This is a genomic window from Salmonella sp. SSDFZ69 (assembly GCF_004010755.1).
GTDB classification, from domain to species: domain Bacteria; phylum Pseudomonadota; class Gammaproteobacteria; order Enterobacterales; family Enterobacteriaceae; genus Salmonella; species Salmonella enterica.
Window position 1 is genome coordinate 144,798 of sequence record NZ_CP034832.1, and the last position, 15,339, is coordinate 160,136.

The following is a 15,339-nucleotide window of genomic DNA, read 5'->3' on the forward strand; positions in this document are numbered from 1 at the left end:
AATCATAATGGGGTTCAGATTCAGAAAGTCGATCAACATTATTCCTGGTGTTCGCCTCAACCTGAGTAACGGTGCACCGAGCCTGAGTGTCGGGCCGAGAGGTGCTTCCGTTTCTTTTGGAAGCCGGGGGACCTATGCCAATCTGGGCTTGCCCGGTACCGGGCTGAGTTACCGTACCCGGCTTGATCGGGCCGCGCGTTCCGGAGGTGGGAACCGGACGGCTACCGACCCGGGGCTCAGACAGGCGCTTGAGGAGGAAGCCGCTGATCTCATGTCAGCGGTGACCGCAATCCGTAATATTCACGAGCTGACGCCGGATCCTAAAACAGGCATCAGCTGGGCAGAGCTGGAAGCAGTATACCTGCATAACAGAACGTCGCCTTTTCAGGTTCCGGCACCGGTGCGTCCAGAAAAGCCAGACTATCTTGCATTGCCGGAAAAGCCTGCCGAGAGCGAAGGCATTAGTTTTCTGGGTAAATGGTTTGAATCGGAATCAGCTAAAGCTGAGCGCCACGCCGAAAATCTTCGCCGGTGGCAGCAGGAGCTGATTGATGTGGAGCGTGAGAATACCCTTCGACAGCACCGGTACCAGCAACAACGGACGGCCTGGGCCGAACAGTATGCAAACTGGAAGTTTGAGGCTGAAGAACATGAAAAACGGCTCGCCACGGCTCAGGCAGATGCCCGGCAGCAGTTCCGGACAGACGCCGCGTTTTTCGAATCATACCTGGCGGGTGTGCTGGCAGAAACTGAATGGCCGCGTGAAACGCTTGTTGCATTTGAAGTAAAGCCGGAGCTATCAGCAGTCCTGCTGGATGTTGATTTAGCTGAGATTGAAGATTTCCCTGATAAGATTTACGGCGTTAATGCCCGGGGCACGGAGCTGACGGAAAAAGCCATGACGCAAAAAGCCGTACGCGAAAACTATGCCCGCCACGTCCATGGCTGCTTGTTCCGCCTGGTCGGTATCGTTTTACATACGCTACCGTTCGACAACGTGATTGTGTCAGGCTTTACGCAACGGGTCAGTAAGCGGACCGGCTATCTGGAGGATGAGTATATCCTGTCCTGCAAATGCAGTCGCAGCCAGATGTCGTCAGTAAATTTTGCAGGCTTAGAACACATTGATCCGGTTGAAGCGTTAGGCGATCACCCGGTTATTCGAAAGATGAGCAGTACCTTCATTTTTCAGCCTATTGAACCACTAACCCTTTAAGCAGGCTAAATCTTACGATGCAATTAAATACCAGACAGGCCCGGATTTTTAAGCTTGCCAACTTACTGGGCACCGGCAAGCCCGTTTCCGCTGCCGACATTATAACCAGTCTGGAATGCTCAGAGCCGACATTAACCCGGGCACTCAAAGAGCTACGCGAGTCATATTCTGCGGAGATCAAATACAGCAAGGCAGGTCATTCCTACCATCTCGTTAATCCGGGCCAGCTGGATAAAAAGACCCTTCGCCGGATGAATGAAGCGCTCGCACAGAATGCTGAACTGAAAACCGGTGAGTCCACAGGGAAGGTCGTACTCGATAAGGATAAAAAAACAGCCGTGTCATTATCGCTACGCATGCGGATTTTAAGAAAAATTGACCGTCTGGCTGCGCTGAGTGGCTCGACCCGAAGTGAAGCGGTAGAGAAGCTGGCTCTGCACTCCGTTGATGAACTGATAAAAGAATACAGCGCTAAAAAGTCCTGACGCTAAATCTCAGACCGGGGTGAAAACCCCGGTTTTGTCATATTTCACCTCTGTATCTGCGTGACGGAGTTTTGATCTATTCTCCTCCCGCAATGTCAGCAGCGCCTTTCTGCCTACAAAACCTGGTGTCTTGACATCCTCTTGTGCTACACATCAATCTTTGGGCGATTTACACTCCATTCATGCAGATCTGTGATGTATGATGATTTTCATACATAAGAAAGTTTATTTTTGCCGGAGTTTTTTTCAGAAATTTATATTCCAGTACGGTCTGAATTTTTTTCTCTGATAAGAGGCCATTCACATGTCGGTAATTCAATGGTGGTTAACTTATTTCTTTAATGCCGCTTCTGAGTATTTAATCTCCACCCGACAGATGTCGTGCCGTTTTATCAAATCTACAAACTCTGGCCTCTTCCTGAAACTACTCTCCTCTTCCGATCTCTTAAGAAGGAATTACATTTGAGACGCTTACCCGTATATCTGCTACTCGACACGTCCGGCTCTATGCACGGAGAGCCTATCGAAGCGGTTAAGAATGGCGTTCAGACGCTGCTTACCACGCTGAAACAGGATCCGTATGCACTCGAAACGGCTTACGTGTCAGTGATCACCTTTGATTCTTCAGCCCGACAGGCAGTCCCCCTGACAGACCTCCTGAGTTTCCAGATGCCAGCACTAACAGCCAGCGGCACCACCTCTCTTGGCGAAGCGCTTACCCTGACGGCCAGCTCCATTGCCAAAGAAGTACAGAAAACGACGGCTGACACTAAAGGTGACTGGCGTCCCCTTGTATTCCTGATGACGGATGGAAGTCCGAATGATGACTGGCGTAAAGGCCTGAATGACTTTAAAGCGGCCAGAACCGGCGTTGTTGTGGCATGTGCAGCCGGGCATGATGCCGATACCAGCGTCCTCAAAGAAATCACTGAAATCGTGGTTCAGCTCGATACAGCTGACAGTTCGACGATTAAAGCTTTCTTTAAATGGGTCAGTGCGAGCATTTCGGTAGGCAGTCAGAAAGTGGAGTCCAGCAAAAAAGAAGTGATCGGTCTTGAAGACCTGCCACCGCCGCCGCCAGAAGTAAACGTGGTCTTATAATTTTATTAATTAAGGGGATGTCATGTCTGTCAGTCTGAGCAAAGGCCAGGGCGTAAGCCTGAAAAAAAATGAATACGATCTCTCGTCCGTTACTATCGGCCTGGGTTGGGATATTAATGAGGAAAAGAAAGGTTTCCTCGGCGGGATCTTTGGTAAAAAAGAAGAAGAATACGACCTTGATGTGATCGCTTTCCTGTGTAATTCAGCCGGAAAGGTGACCGATCTCGGCAATGTGGAAAATGGTAAACCAACGCTTGTGAATGGCGATATCATCTTTTTCAACAGCCTTCGCCATAAGTCAGGAAATATCTGGCTGACGGGCGATAACCGAACCGGAGCCGGTGATGGTGACGATGAGCAAATTATTGTGCGCCTGAATTCCCTTGACGCTCAGTACGAGAAAATTGTGTTCATCGTTCAGATCTACAATGGTGAAAAGCTCCAGCAGCACTTTGGTAAAGTTCAGAATGCCTTCATCCGGGCAGTAGATGCCCGTAATATTGAAATGGCACGATTCGATCTTTCTGGCGGACCCGCCTTCGCCAGCCAGCGCTCCATGGTTTTTGCCGAGCTGATACGCGAGGCTACAGGCTGGAAACTCAGGGCAATTGGTGAGCCTTCAGAATCAGATTCGTTTGTCTCGCACCTGAGGAATTACATGTGATGCGCCGCCTGCCTGTTTACCTTGTTATCGACACATCCGGCTCGATGCGCGGTGAGTCCATCCATTCCGTTAACGTTGGAATTCAGGCGATGCTTAGCGCTCTTCGCCAGGATCCCTACGCCCTCGAAAGCGTTCATATCTCCATTATCACCTATGACAATGAGGCGCGTGAGTTCATTCCTCTCACGCCGCTGGAAGACTTCCAGTTTTCTGACATCGTTGTGCCAAGCGCAGGCGGGACGTTCACCGGTGCTGCCCTTGAATGTCTGATGCAGTGTGTTGAACGGGATGTACGTCGCTCAGATGGTGATACAAAAGGAGACTGGCGTCCTCTGGTATTCCTGATGACTGATGGAACCCCTTCTGATGCCCTGGCGTACGGTGAAGCGGTAAAAGCGATTCGCGGCCGGGGATTCGGATCCATCATTGCCTGCGCCGTTGGTCCTAAAGCAGGCCATGAGCACTTAAAACAGCTCACCGATAAGGTTGTGTCTTTGGAGACGCTAGATTCAACCGCGTTTGCAGGTTTCTTTAAATGGGTATCGGCCAGCGTGTCTTCCGGCAGCACAAGCGCGGGGATCAATAACGGAACTGATACCCTTCCCCCTCCTCCACCAGAAATCCAGCTGGTGCTCTGACAGACAGAAAGGTGCTGCTTTCCGGGCAGCACCTTTCTGTACAGCAACGTTTTCTGCTGGCCGTACCAGCCGTACGAGGAAAATTATGAGACGCCTTCCCGTGTTTTTTGTCCTGGACTGTTCAGAGTCCATGATTGGTGAAAACCTGAAAAAAATGACTGATGGTCTGCAAATGATCATCGGAGATTTAAGAAAGGATCCACACGCACTTGAAACAGCCTGGGTTTCGGTAATCGCATTTGCCGGTGTAGCCCGTACGATTGTACCTCTTCACGAAATTGCCTCGTTCTACCCTCCCCGCCTTCCCGTTGGCGGCGGTACGAGCCTTGGGGCCGCATTGCGTGAGCTGACCGTACAAATTGATACCCAGGTCAGAAAAACCACTCATGAGGCTAAAGGCGACTGGAAACCCGTCGTGTATCTCCTTACCGACGGACGTCCGACTGACGACACAACCGCAGAAGTGAAGCGCTGGAAGGATCACTACGCGAGTAAAGTGAATCTCATTGCCGTTGGCCTGGGGCCGTCAGCGGACCTGAATACCCTGCGGCAACTGACAGAGAATGTCATGCTGTTCACCGAGTCTCAGGAAGGGGACTTTACCCGCTTCATCAAATGGATCACAGCCTCGGTTACGGCGCACAGCCGCAGCGTCGGAGACGACAAACAACCTGAGCTCAGCCAGACTGAATACATAGTCCGGCTGGCCAAGGACGAGCCAGTAAAAGCGTACGACGAAAACTGCGTTACGCTTACCGGCCGTTGCAGCAAGACCCGTCGTCCGTATCTGATGAAGTATGAACGGCCACCAGCAAGGATTTCCGGGCTCGATTTCAGCCTGAACCTGAACAGCTTTAATATTGCCGGATGCTATCCCATCGATGAAGACTATTTTGCATGGTCAGATGCCACCGCTACCGGTTTGCAGGTAAACACCAGCGAACTGCATGGCGTACCGGGTTGCCCTCACTGCGGTAATGCCAGTGCGTTTGCCCTGTGCTCATGCGGAAAATTGCTGTGCATTGACGGCCCGGATGACGTGATCTGCCCGTGGTGTGAAACAGGTCTGTCATTCAGCAATGATGGCGGAAACACTAACTTCGACGTAAACAGAGGGAGAGGTTGATGTCGCAAAATGTTTTACTTGAAGAGAAGATTATCCGCTTAGTGCTGTCTGAGCTGGGCCACCCTGTAGAAGGTGAGCGGCTTTTTCTTCTATCGCACGACCCTTCCCTTACTGAAGAGATTATGCGGCTTAAAGAGCGGATTGAGAGCCTTGCACAGGGTTTATCTGCGCGGGTTAGCGAAGGTTATAACGACGCAGAGATCGCCCCCTCGTCAGCATCCAGCCTTTCCGATCAGCAACAAACGGTCGTAAGTGATGCTGATAACCCGGGCATTGACGCTACCGATACACCATTACTGCAACCCCTGCCAGAAAATGAACCTCATCCTCCGTTCTGGAAGCTGATGCCTTATTACGAATTTGATAAACCAGCACAGAGGGAAGACGAAAACCTGTCTTCCCTGGTATTAAAACCCGGGCAGATACCGACAGGCCAGCAGCGGGCCGGATTAGCTGTGCCACCTGCCGTTCCCCCGAGAGCTAAAATAGTTATTCCCAACGCCCGCGCAGGCGAACGTTTCTCTTCGCCGGTTGCTATAGTTCTGGATGAGGGCCAGCAGGCTACTGTCAGGGACGTTGTCTTTCCCAGGAACATTGGCCTGACCTTTGACAAAGAGCATAAGTTGCTGACAGGTACACCCACCGAAAGCGGCGATATAGAGCTTTCAGTACTCTGGTCATGCGCTTCGCACGACGAATGCGAAACAAAACAGCTTTTTATAGTCAATCCCGATCCGAGAAGCCTGTGGAAGGTGGTAGAGCCACCAGCAGACGCTTCCTACCCTAAGTCCCATCTGGACGCTGCTGGCCTGGTCAGGGGTGACATACGTATTGCTGCCGCCAGTCGCCGGGGACGATCTCATGAGCATGCCGGGAGCTTCAGAGATGACGACTTCTATATCAACCACTGCCAGGAAACAGGATGGTCTGTCATGCTGGTCGCAGACGGGGCCGGTAGTGCGGTAAATTCCCGGGAAGGCTCCCGGATTGCAGTCCAAACGGCTGGCGATTACCTTTTCAATCAGCTCAGTGGTTTGAAAGGCGTCCATCTAAAGCAGCACATCACGGCGTGGGAAGGGAGCGATCAGCAGGCAACCATAAACGCCATGCTTCATCATTTTAAACAGGCAGCTACGCTCGCGGTCAACAGTATCCAGAACGAAGCCATTTGTGCAGAACAACCTGTGAAATCCTATTCAACAACCCTACTGGCAACTGTAGCGCTACGAACTGATAACGAGCTGTTTGCGGCTGCATTCTGGCTTGGTGATGGTGCGATAGGTGCATACAGCCCTTCCGGTAAAGTCAGGATACTGGGAAATCCCGATAGCGGAGAATACGCAGGACAAACCCGCTTTCTTGACCAGAGCATTATCGCAGACCCCTCGTTTAGCGGCCGCATCAGCGTGGGTAAATGGAATGATGTATCTCACTTGATCCTCATGACAGATGGCGTATCAGACCCTCTGTTTGAGACAGATAACGGGCTTCGCAGTGACGAAAAATGGACCCGTCTCCTTGATGAGCTCATCCCTGTCCTTACAGACGCCAGTATTGCGCCTGAGAGGTTAGGCGACTGGCTTAACTTTTTCTCCACAGGGAACCACGATGACCGCACTATTGCGGTGTTGTGGTAAGGGATACGCTTCTTCGGTGATCAATATGGCAAATATTGTTACGTGCAAAACAAAGGACGGCGAAACAGTCCAGTATGTTGACGAGGTAATTGGTTCGGGCTCGATGAAGGATGTTTACTTCTCGCCTGATAAATCATACGTCGTCGCTTTTTATCATAAACCGCAGAACGAGCAGGCCCGGGATCGGATTGATATGATCACCGGACGCTACAGGCAAAACATTTTTGGCCAGTCCGGAGGTGAATACTGGAAGGACCTGTTTTGCTGGCCGACCCACGTTGTTGAGCATGGGGATAAAATCGGCATCGTGGTTCCAACCTACAAAAGCTACTTTTTCTTTAAATACGGCTCTAAAAACGATGATTTTCTTGGCATAAAAGGCCGTGAAAAGGAAGGCAAATGGTTTGCCAGCGCCAGCAACCAGAATAAATTTCTCGACCCACGTGAACGAGGCAATACGCTTACCTATCTCAAGGTCTGTCTGCTGCTAACAAGAGCCGTCAGAAGGATGCATGCGGCAGGTCTCTGTCACAGCGATCTAAGCTATAAAAACGTGCTTATCGATCCAGAAATGGGACATGCCTGCATCATTGACGTAGACGGCCTGGTTGTCCCTGGAAAGTATCCTCCCGACGTCGTGGGCACCCCGGATTTTATCGCTCCGGAAGTGGTGAAAACCAGCCATCTTTCCAAAGAGGATCCGAACCGCGTATTGCCAAGCATTTCTACTGACCGTCATGCGCTGTCGGTGCTTATCTACATGTATCTGTTCTTCCGTCATCCGCTACGTGGCGGAAAAATACATGACATGTCGGATGAAGTACGTGATGAGACCTTATCTATGGGTGAGAAGGCACTCTTCATTGAACATCCGACAGACAAAAGCAATGCAGTCAAAGTCAGTCAGCTATCCTCCTTTTCACTGCCCTGGGCTGACCCGGAGAAAATTCCTTACACCATCATGGGCCCTTATTTGACGCCTTTGTTTGAACGCGCCTTTATTGATGGCTTACACGATGCCAATAAACGCCCGACCGCCGATGAGTGGGAAAGTGCCCTGGTTAAAACAGTCGATCTGATACAGCCCTGCCAGAACAAGGCGTGTGAACAGAAATGGTACGTTTTCTCAGGTAAGACAAAGCCGGTTTGTCCCTACTGCGGTACGCCATACAAGGGTAAATTACCGGTTCTAAATTTATATTCATCCCGAAAGGAAGGCAGTTATCGTCCTGACGACCACCGGTTGATGGTGTGGAGCGGGCAGTCAATCTATGCGTGGCATGTGAATCGCCTCATTGCGCCAAATGAGCGCACAACCGATGCACAAAGGAAACGAGTTGGGTATTTTGTTTTCCATAACGATCAGTGGTGGTTAGTAAATGAAGGCATAAATGGGCTTATGTCATTACCGGATAAACGACAGATTGCCATTGGGGAAAAAATTGAACTGACGAATAACGCTCAGTTTGTTCTGTCAAAGGAGGAAGGCGGCAGGCTGGTCGTCGTTCAGTTAGTTGAAAACTAACGGACGCCCATTACGACTAAAACGTTCTGGCAGCATACTGAACCTGTTTAATGAATCACTATATTAAGCAGTGTCAAATTTAAGCTGCCAGAAAAAACTGACTGTCTGTGCCGGATATGCGGTACACCGCCTGCGGCAAGGGTTTAATGCGCAAAGCCCAAGTTATTTATAAAAGTGAATAATTTTGTGACTCTACCCTGCCGCTCTTCTTTCCAGTGTCATGGTTTTTAACATCTGAAATACTGACATTGTTAAGCCGGTGATTGTAAAAGGCGATGCGGACAATCTCATGAAGATATTCAAGTTCGTTTTGTGTCAAGGACTGGCCTTCCTGGGTTTTTGAAATCATTTCCTGCCAGCAGATCAGTCTTTCGTAACTGACATGTTCGCTGTTTTCCAGGCAGTGCAACCTGAAATAGCGAAGGAACAAAGGAAATTCATCGGTCTGAGCGATGTCATAAGCCCGAACCGTTAACCGACACAGACATACAATCGTATCCTGCTGTAACCTGACTAGCGCGTTATGACTGCCCGGAAGGATATCAGGCAATTTCATCTTACAGTCAGCAAGGCGCTGAAGAAGAGGCCCTTCCTCTGAAGGCTCCCGTCCCCGATACTCCTGAAGAGGTTCAGATTCAAGTTCATGCATTAATGGATGATATAGCCATTCCCGGGAACTGGTCTCATCAATGATCAGGCTTTCAATGCACTCACTGTATGTTGTTTTACGTCGCCCGAGCTGCACCTGACTGATTTCATATTCAATATCAGGAAGATCGATACGCAATGCGGCAACTCTTTCGGAAGGATGAAGATGGTCAAAGGTTAACTTCTCTGAAATGCTGCGATCCCTGTCCAGAAAGACGGCCACACATAAATCATTAACCTTTACGAACAGATCAGCTGTGCCTCCGAACATACTGCCGCTTCCACTAACCTCATTCAGTGAAACCGGCCCACCATCGTCGCCAGCGAGAAGATTTGGGAAACCAAGAACCTGGTGCTCGTTGATGACTTCAATAATCTTTCCCCGGATGGCTTCCATCAGACCATCACAGTCACCGGCTACAGCTGTACTGTGTGAGAAATGCCAAAGCTTGACCTCCCCCTGCTTTGCTAACAGATCAGTTTTGCAAGCGGGGCAGATGCAGTTACAGTCAATACCCCGGCTGACCTCTGTAATATCTAAAAAGAGTCCTGATTCTCGCTGGAGTCCAAATGGAATACCAAATGTATAACTCTTACGCATGGCTGCACCCCGTTTTTGATAATGATTCAAACTATATCCGAAATAACGGAGGAGGATTTCTGTAAAACGTATTAAAAGAAATGATTTTTCCGTCTTCCAGATTAATGTTTGACAAAAATCAAATGAGAGCCTTACAAATATTGAGAGAGAAGTTTAGGTAAAGTAACTTTTATCACTTCTAATAAAATGAAGGAGAATATCGGATGTATTTAGCAGTGGGCTTGGCTTATGATTAAAGTTTTTCTCCGAACTTAATAAACAACTTTAAAAGACAGGCTATTACAATGCCTTTAGCCCCGAAAGGGGCATAAACTATTTTCAAATCTAGGCACAGTCTTTTTGTTGTGCCAATATTAATAATTACTCGCGAACAAAGGTCCACACACTCGCAGGAACTTTGTCATATAACTTTTTCATTGTCAGTTCGGCTTTACGATGATCATAAGCACCAGAAATTTCAAGAGAGGCGACACCCGAGTTTTTTTCACATAACCTTTCAAATACTTTTTCGAGCGTTTCGAACGAACTACACTTACGGAATTTCATTAAATAAGACTGCTTTGTGTCAGACATAATCAACCTTCTTTAGACAGGCCTCAACTGGCCAGGGATAATCTTAATATCATTTTTCACTTAAGCCTAACGATTTCACAACCTTTTTCGTTGTTTCCACCCTGTTCATAACCAGGTACATGAGTGCTAAAATGACCTGTAATTAAAACCAGTGTATCCCGGTGAGCAGGATGAAGAATCAATCAGTGATCAGACAGTTTTCGGAAAGCGAATTGCATCAGCAGCTGGAAACGTTCGGCAACCATGATAAACAGCTTTCACGCTTGATCCGTTACTTTTCCCATCTGAGATACAACACTGCTAAAACCTATCTGCACTGGCTACGAGTATGGAACGAATGGTATCTGGCGAATGCCCGGTTGCATACAGACTGGCCAGTAAGTTCGCTCCCCGTGTCTGAGGACGCTCTGCTTGCGTTTATGGGGCATCTTGAAGGCAAATTGTCACGAAGCAGCATAAACAGCTGTCTTCAGGCCTTAAATAGTATCCATAAAAAAGGGCTTAACCTGCCCGGGATTATTACGTCTGAAGCATGGTACATGCTGGAAGCCTTAAAACAATCGGAAGCCCGGAAGCGAAAGACGACTAAACAGGCAACTCCCTTTCTTATTGGCGATCTCAAGGCTCTGATAAAGTTACGCAGTACTACAAACTCAGTTCGTAAACTTCGTGACCTGTGCCTGATCTGGACAGGCTTTGAAACACTGCTCCGTTCATCCGAAATTCGACGTATACGTCTGAAAGATCTGTCTCTGGATAGTATGACCGGTGAATTTAACCTGACGGTATACCGTACAAAAACGAACATTAGTACACTTCTTACCTACCGGCTGACACGTCAGTTAACTAACTGCCTCTTGAGATTGATGAACCTCGTGAAAATGGATCAGCACAGTCATCCGGATGAATTCCTTTTCCAGGCCGTAAATTTCCATGATACAGGCTATATGCCACCCGGCTGGAAGCTTCGGAGTAAGGGGAATGAGCTATCTGAACTTCTTAAAAGGCATAACCTACCCTATCGTGCTAAGCAAAGTCTTCTGAACGATGAAGATGAAGAAGACACTGTGGACGATGCCGGTATGCTCAGCAAAAATTCCCTTTTACGAGCATTTAAAGAGATGTGGAATGAGCTTTATCCAAATGAGACTAAAACTCGTTACTGGACAGGGCACAGCGTTCGTGTAGGCGGAGCGATACAGCTAAATATTGAAGGTTACTCGCTACCACAGATTATGGAAATGGGGAACTGGTCGAATGAAGAAATGGTTATGCGCTACATTCGTAATATTGAAGCTGGTAAAAAAGCAATGATCAAGCTTATGCGAAATGCCTTTGATGAATAGCGCCCTCACGGGCGCATAACTTTATTTTTTCTTGAACGGGTTAAGTCTGGTGAGATTAGAGAGTGCCCCTCCCGGAGGCAAAATTCCCGTTCTTTTATATTTGTACACGCCATTTAATTTCATTGTCTGGATTCCAAGATTAATAAGCGTGACAAGTTTAAGGGTATACAGAAGTGTAAATTGTGGAGCAACCTGAATAAAAACCAATAACAAGCCCGCACACATTACACGTAGCCATGCCGCGTACTCCATGCTCAGCGGACGCTTGAAATAGAATCTTTCGAGCAAATCAACTGTCTTATTACTGATCCACGCCGCCGCCACGGAGAGTAACAACACGATGCACACCATAATGCCCAGTTCCATTTTCACTCCCTTCTCTTTTAGTCTCTTTAAGTTGAGGCTTAGCCACAGTAGTTTTGTTTTTTGCTTTTTTCTTAGGTTTGGTATGATGAAACAGAAAACAATCCACCATTACCCAACCATTTTTATATCGAGCCACCAGCATCTTCTGGCTGGGGTAATGAGCATGAAACAGCATTTTCACGTCCATGGTGCCCATCAACGACTGTTTGCGCTTTAGCTCATCCTCAGCCATCTGAAATTCTTGTAAGAATTCTGAAGACAGACGCTGACGCAGGATTCTTATGGCACTGGAGTTTTCATCATTCTTTGCCAGATGCCCGAAGCGTACTAGTGCCTTGTGGGTTATCTGGATGGGTCCCAGATGAGAGCTGAGCTGTTCGTACTGCCAGAAGTAGGTCAAATCCACCTTAACCCAGCTGATGCTGTCCAGCAGAGCCTCGTTCATGATGGTTCCGGACATTGGTACCATTGTCAGCCTGGCCAGACGCATATGTATGTAGTCCGTAAGCAACCTCAGCGACTCAGGAACGTTTTTATTGAGCAGGAGATGCTGAAGCACCGGGGTTGCGGTCTGCCAACACAGATTGCGCCCGTCAGGCAGGAAAGCAAACTTTTGATCGTCAGGCGCAGAGTTCGAAGCGTTTTCCTTACGAAGCAAAAAATAATGGCCGCACAGCAGCTCTGCTCTTACCTGGTCCTCGTCAGGGTCATGTCGGGCTTTACTTAGATCAACGGTAAGCACAACGCGGTTAATCGCATCAGCGTGATATTTTTTTACCCAGACGCAGACACGATAGAGACGCTCATCGATTTTCTGGCTGGCTGTGGAAATCCATTGCATTGTTGTTCCTTAATTTTCGGGGCTGACAATGAAAATGCCCAGCTCAGCCCCCGGCACGAGTTCTGTATATTTCAGGCTCAGCTTCCGTTGGTTGGACGGGCCCTGGCTGTTTTCAGGAGCCCAGTCAGAGAGCGTTTTTAATTGAGGTATGTTGCCTGCTGCGAAAATGGGCAAGGATGCTTTTACTACTGAATAATCAGTCTCAGCATATTTATTCCCGTTTCGTTCCTGCCCTTCAGGCCTAAATGCAAAAATGTGAGCAATCGGAACAGGGAAAGAGTTAGTTCGACAAAGGCGATAAGATTCGCCCTGCTTCAGTGGGTGAAATTCAAGACGGTGTAAAGCCTTATCGATATTAGACACGACATTCAAATTGGTAGTTGCTACATTTTTTACTTCTGAGGCTCTCCTGCGCTCCAACAAACTCACAAGTTGCTCTGCTGTTTTAACTTCCTGGTTTCGGTTTAGCCGCCATGAAAAAGTAACTTTTTTAAGCTGGGACTTGATGAAAAGGACATTTCTTGTTGAGTGCATAGCGACAAGGCCCGGGAGCTTCTTGTGCACTTTATCAAAACGGACATTCTTTTTATTATCGATACGCCTCATTGCCGCAGCAAAATCATTTTTTGCTTCATTTATAGATGTGATCAAGCTTTCGAGAAGATCTGCTCTTTCTGGGACAATGATAAGACCCGGGTATTTAGTGGTCACTTTGGTGGAATCATGACTTAATGACTCTATGTCATCCACACAGATGTCAGTAAGTGCCTGAATAATTTCCTCAACCGAAGCATCGTCTTTAACACTAACCCTGATGGGTTTAACCTGCTTCAGTCGCTCTTCTGTTCGAGATACGGTGGAGACAGTCATCAGGTTTGCCATCAGCGGGGGGGTGTTCGAAAGAAAACACTTAAGCGAGTCGATACGTTCCAGAATCTGGTCACGAAAATAGGGCAAATCGTCATAACTCATACGTTTCTCCAGGCTCATAGCTTTGATAATCCTTAAAGTTTCATTAAGACAATCTGTAATTCTTTTCTCGACAAATGAGATAAAGTCACCAAAGTCGGAATGAAAAAACTGTTTAAGTGCAAATTTCGCAACTAACACTTTCCCATCCACCTTCATTTTATCGAGATAAAGATTTCTTATAGCATCAGTAGAAGAATTAGCTTTAGATAACTCTTCACAGTCATTAATAATCATTGAAACAATATCAATAACTTTAACTGGGCTTAAAGTATTACTATATCCGCGAATATCAAACGTAAAAAATCCGAAATTCTTAAATACTCCAAGAAAATAAATTATTTTTTGTTTCAAAAGAATAGAATCGGAGTAAGATGCGTTGTGCTTTATTAGCTCAGATATGTAGAGATCCAACATACAATTTAAATTATCGATATCTACATCGTAATCAAAGGTTACTTTGTCGAACGAAGTATCAGATAATTGAACGGTTATATCGTCAGCGGAAACATTAAGGCCTAAATTTTGATAAAGAAAGGCACTAACAAATTCCACGTGGTCAGATTCTTTAAACATTTACACTACCTCATGACTAAAAAGGAAGTGCTTCCCACCGGGAAGCAGGTTCCCGGATGGGTTAGATTAATTATAAAAGAGTTCTTCAGAAGGTACATGCATTTCTGGTTTGAACTGTTTTAAGGAGTTGTTTATAGCTTTTCGATATAACCCTGAAGAGTGTGGCTTAAACATTTGATATTCCGTAACGAGCAGAGGAGACGTAAAGCATCCTAAGTTCACTAGTGAAATACTTGATGTTTCTTCACAAACATCTAATTCAGCGTATATCCGCCTCTTCATTACCCTGCCTGCTAAATAGCGACGAACATGATTTATAAACTTGTCCGCATCTGATATAGAATTAACTATATAATCAGATGTGACTATCTGATTAGATACAGTTTCAGGTATAGCTTCGGCTATTATTTTTACGTTCATTTCATAATCAACACTATGGAAGCAAGCAAGAATTTGTGGCTTCGCGCTTTCTAAAATCTTTTCAAGAACAGAAAAAATCAGAGAGAACTCGTTTAAAATTCGCTTTTGTATAAGTCCATGTAGATGTTTTATGAAAGGAGAACCGTGTTCAACAAGGCCTAGTATAAGATCCTTAGAGGCCAAATCTGAGCGGTAATAAACGTATTCTAGATTATCCCGGTTAAATCCTTTGAAAAGCAAATCAGGCTGCTCTGAGACCAGTCGTAAATGAGTTGAAGCTATAGAAACTTCAAAACGAAAGTTCGCGAGATTTACAGGACCTGCTTTTAATGTAGCCGCTTCGGAAAAATAAATGAAAAGAGGATGCAAATCATCGTTACCACTGTAAAGATGGTCTGCACCCTTAAGATATTTCACCAAATGAGGTAGAAAAGATATTACTGGAATATCAGCCACAAATCGAATATGCCGAAATGGTTTTGAATCCAAATATATATTTTCCACTACAGCGCCAACAAAACCCATTTTAACAAGAATAGATTCAACTAACTTTTGTATAGCATTCATTTCAATACCCTCTTAATAGAGGGATTTCTCCCATAGGGAG

The 15,339-nt window shown here is 46.9% G+C and carries 15 protein-coding genes; 9 read left to right on the top strand and 6 right to left on the bottom strand.

Annotated elements, in window-relative coordinates; translation table 11 throughout:
* Nucleotides 1–7 precede the first annotated feature (7 nt).
* From EOS98_RS24020 to EOS98_RS24055, 8 genes are all read left to right on the top strand, one after another.
* Complete coding sequence (locus tag EOS98_RS24020; RefSeq protein WP_000506887.1) at nucleotides 8–1,216, top strand: DUF4236 domain-containing protein; 1,209 nt, start codon at nucleotides 8–10, stop codon at nucleotides 1,214–1,216.
* A 17-nt stretch (nucleotides 1,217–1,233) separates the two neighbouring features.
* Nucleotides 1,234–1,701 carry a tellurium resistance protein TerW gene (gene terW / locus EOS98_RS24025; protein WP_001176767.1) on the top strand — a complete coding sequence of 156 codons (468 nt, stop codon included), beginning with the start codon at nucleotides 1,234–1,236 and terminating at the stop codon, nucleotides 1,699–1,701.
* Nucleotides 1,702–2,163: 462 nt separating this feature from the next.
* Nucleotides 2,164–2,802, top strand: coding sequence for a vWA domain-containing protein (locus EOS98_RS24030; protein ID WP_001388628.1), 639 nt, complete (start codon nucleotides 2,164–2,166; stop codon nucleotides 2,800–2,802).
* Between the two features lie 22 nt (nucleotides 2,803–2,824).
* The gene (locus tag EOS98_RS24035) at nucleotides 2,825–3,466 is read left to right on the top strand and encodes a TerD family protein (protein ID WP_000116681.1); all 642 of its coding nucleotides are present in this window, start codon (nucleotides 2,825–2,827) and stop codon (nucleotides 3,464–3,466) included.
* Entirely contained in the window at nucleotides 3,466–4,104 is a 639-nt protein-coding gene (locus EOS98_RS24040) for a vWA domain-containing protein (RefSeq protein WP_001253658.1), read from the top strand. The genes EOS98_RS24035 and EOS98_RS24040 overlap by 1 nt, the downstream gene beginning before the upstream one ends.
* 85 nt (nucleotides 4,105–4,189) lie before the next feature.
* Nucleotides 4,190–5,230 carry a TerY-C metal binding domain-containing protein gene (locus tag EOS98_RS24045; RefSeq protein ID WP_001253653.1) on the top strand — a complete coding sequence of 347 codons (1,041 nt, stop codon included), beginning with the start codon at nucleotides 4,190–4,192 and terminating at the stop codon, nucleotides 5,228–5,230.
* Complete coding sequence (locus EOS98_RS24050) at nucleotides 5,230–6,867, top strand: PP2C family serine/threonine-protein phosphatase (RefSeq protein ID WP_000081622.1); 1,638 nt, start codon at nucleotides 5,230–5,232, stop codon at nucleotides 6,865–6,867. Before EOS98_RS24045 ends, EOS98_RS24050 begins: the two co-directional genes overlap by 1 nt.
* 25 nt (nucleotides 6,868–6,892) lie before the next feature.
* The gene (locus tag EOS98_RS24055; protein ID WP_001284313.1) at nucleotides 6,893–8,392 is read left to right on the top strand and encodes a helix-hairpin-helix domain-containing protein; all 1,500 of its coding nucleotides are present in this window, start codon (nucleotides 6,893–6,895) and stop codon (nucleotides 8,390–8,392) included.
* A 166-nt stretch (nucleotides 8,393–8,558) separates the two neighbouring features.
* On the opposite strand, the gene EOS98_RS24060 is transcribed toward EOS98_RS24055, so the two are convergent.
* Both EOS98_RS24060 and EOS98_RS24065 read right to left on the bottom strand, forming a co-directional pair.
* Complete coding sequence (locus tag EOS98_RS24060) at nucleotides 8,559–9,641, bottom strand: hypothetical protein (RefSeq protein ID WP_001232449.1); 1,083 nt, start codon at nucleotides 9,639–9,641, stop codon at nucleotides 8,559–8,561.
* A gap of 360 nt (nucleotides 9,642–10,001) precedes the next feature.
* Nucleotides 10,002–10,214: an Hha/YmoA family nucleoid-associated regulatory protein gene (locus tag EOS98_RS24065; protein WP_001285422.1), complete on the bottom strand. Its 213-nt coding sequence runs from the start codon at nucleotides 10,212–10,214 to the stop codon at nucleotides 10,002–10,004.
* Nucleotides 10,215–10,384: 170 nt separating this feature from the next.
* On the opposite strand from EOS98_RS24065, the gene EOS98_RS24070 reads away from it, so the two are divergent.
* Nucleotides 10,385–11,560 carry a tyrosine-type recombinase/integrase gene (locus EOS98_RS24070; protein ID WP_000795947.1) on the top strand — a complete coding sequence of 392 codons (1,176 nt, stop codon included), beginning with the start codon at nucleotides 10,385–10,387 and terminating at the stop codon, nucleotides 11,558–11,560.
* Nucleotides 11,561–11,581: 21 nt separating this feature from the next.
* Here the strand turns inward: EOS98_RS24070 and EOS98_RS24075 are convergent, their stop codons facing one another.
* The 4 genes from EOS98_RS24075 to EOS98_RS24090 form a co-directional block, all read right to left on the bottom strand.
* The gene (locus EOS98_RS24075; RefSeq protein WP_001805195.1) at nucleotides 11,582–11,926 is read right to left on the bottom strand and encodes a hypothetical protein; all 345 of its coding nucleotides are present in this window, start codon (nucleotides 11,924–11,926) and stop codon (nucleotides 11,582–11,584) included.
* A complete protein-coding gene (locus EOS98_RS24080; protein WP_001198594.1) occupies nucleotides 11,862–12,767 on the bottom strand; it encodes a hypothetical protein in 906 nt (301 codons plus the stop codon). Before EOS98_RS24080 ends, EOS98_RS24075 begins: the two co-directional genes overlap by 65 nt.
* 9 nt (nucleotides 12,768–12,776) lie before the next feature.
* On the bottom strand, nucleotides 12,777–14,312 hold the full coding sequence (locus EOS98_RS24995) for a DNA replication terminus site-binding protein (RefSeq protein ID WP_225872856.1): 1,536 nt from the start codon (nucleotides 14,310–14,312) through the stop codon (nucleotides 12,777–12,779).
* A 66-nt stretch (nucleotides 14,313–14,378) separates the two neighbouring features.
* Nucleotides 14,379–15,299: a hypothetical protein gene (locus EOS98_RS24090; RefSeq protein WP_000991699.1), complete on the bottom strand. Its 921-nt coding sequence runs from the start codon at nucleotides 15,297–15,299 to the stop codon at nucleotides 14,379–14,381.
* Nucleotides 15,300–15,339 lie beyond the last annotated feature (40 nt).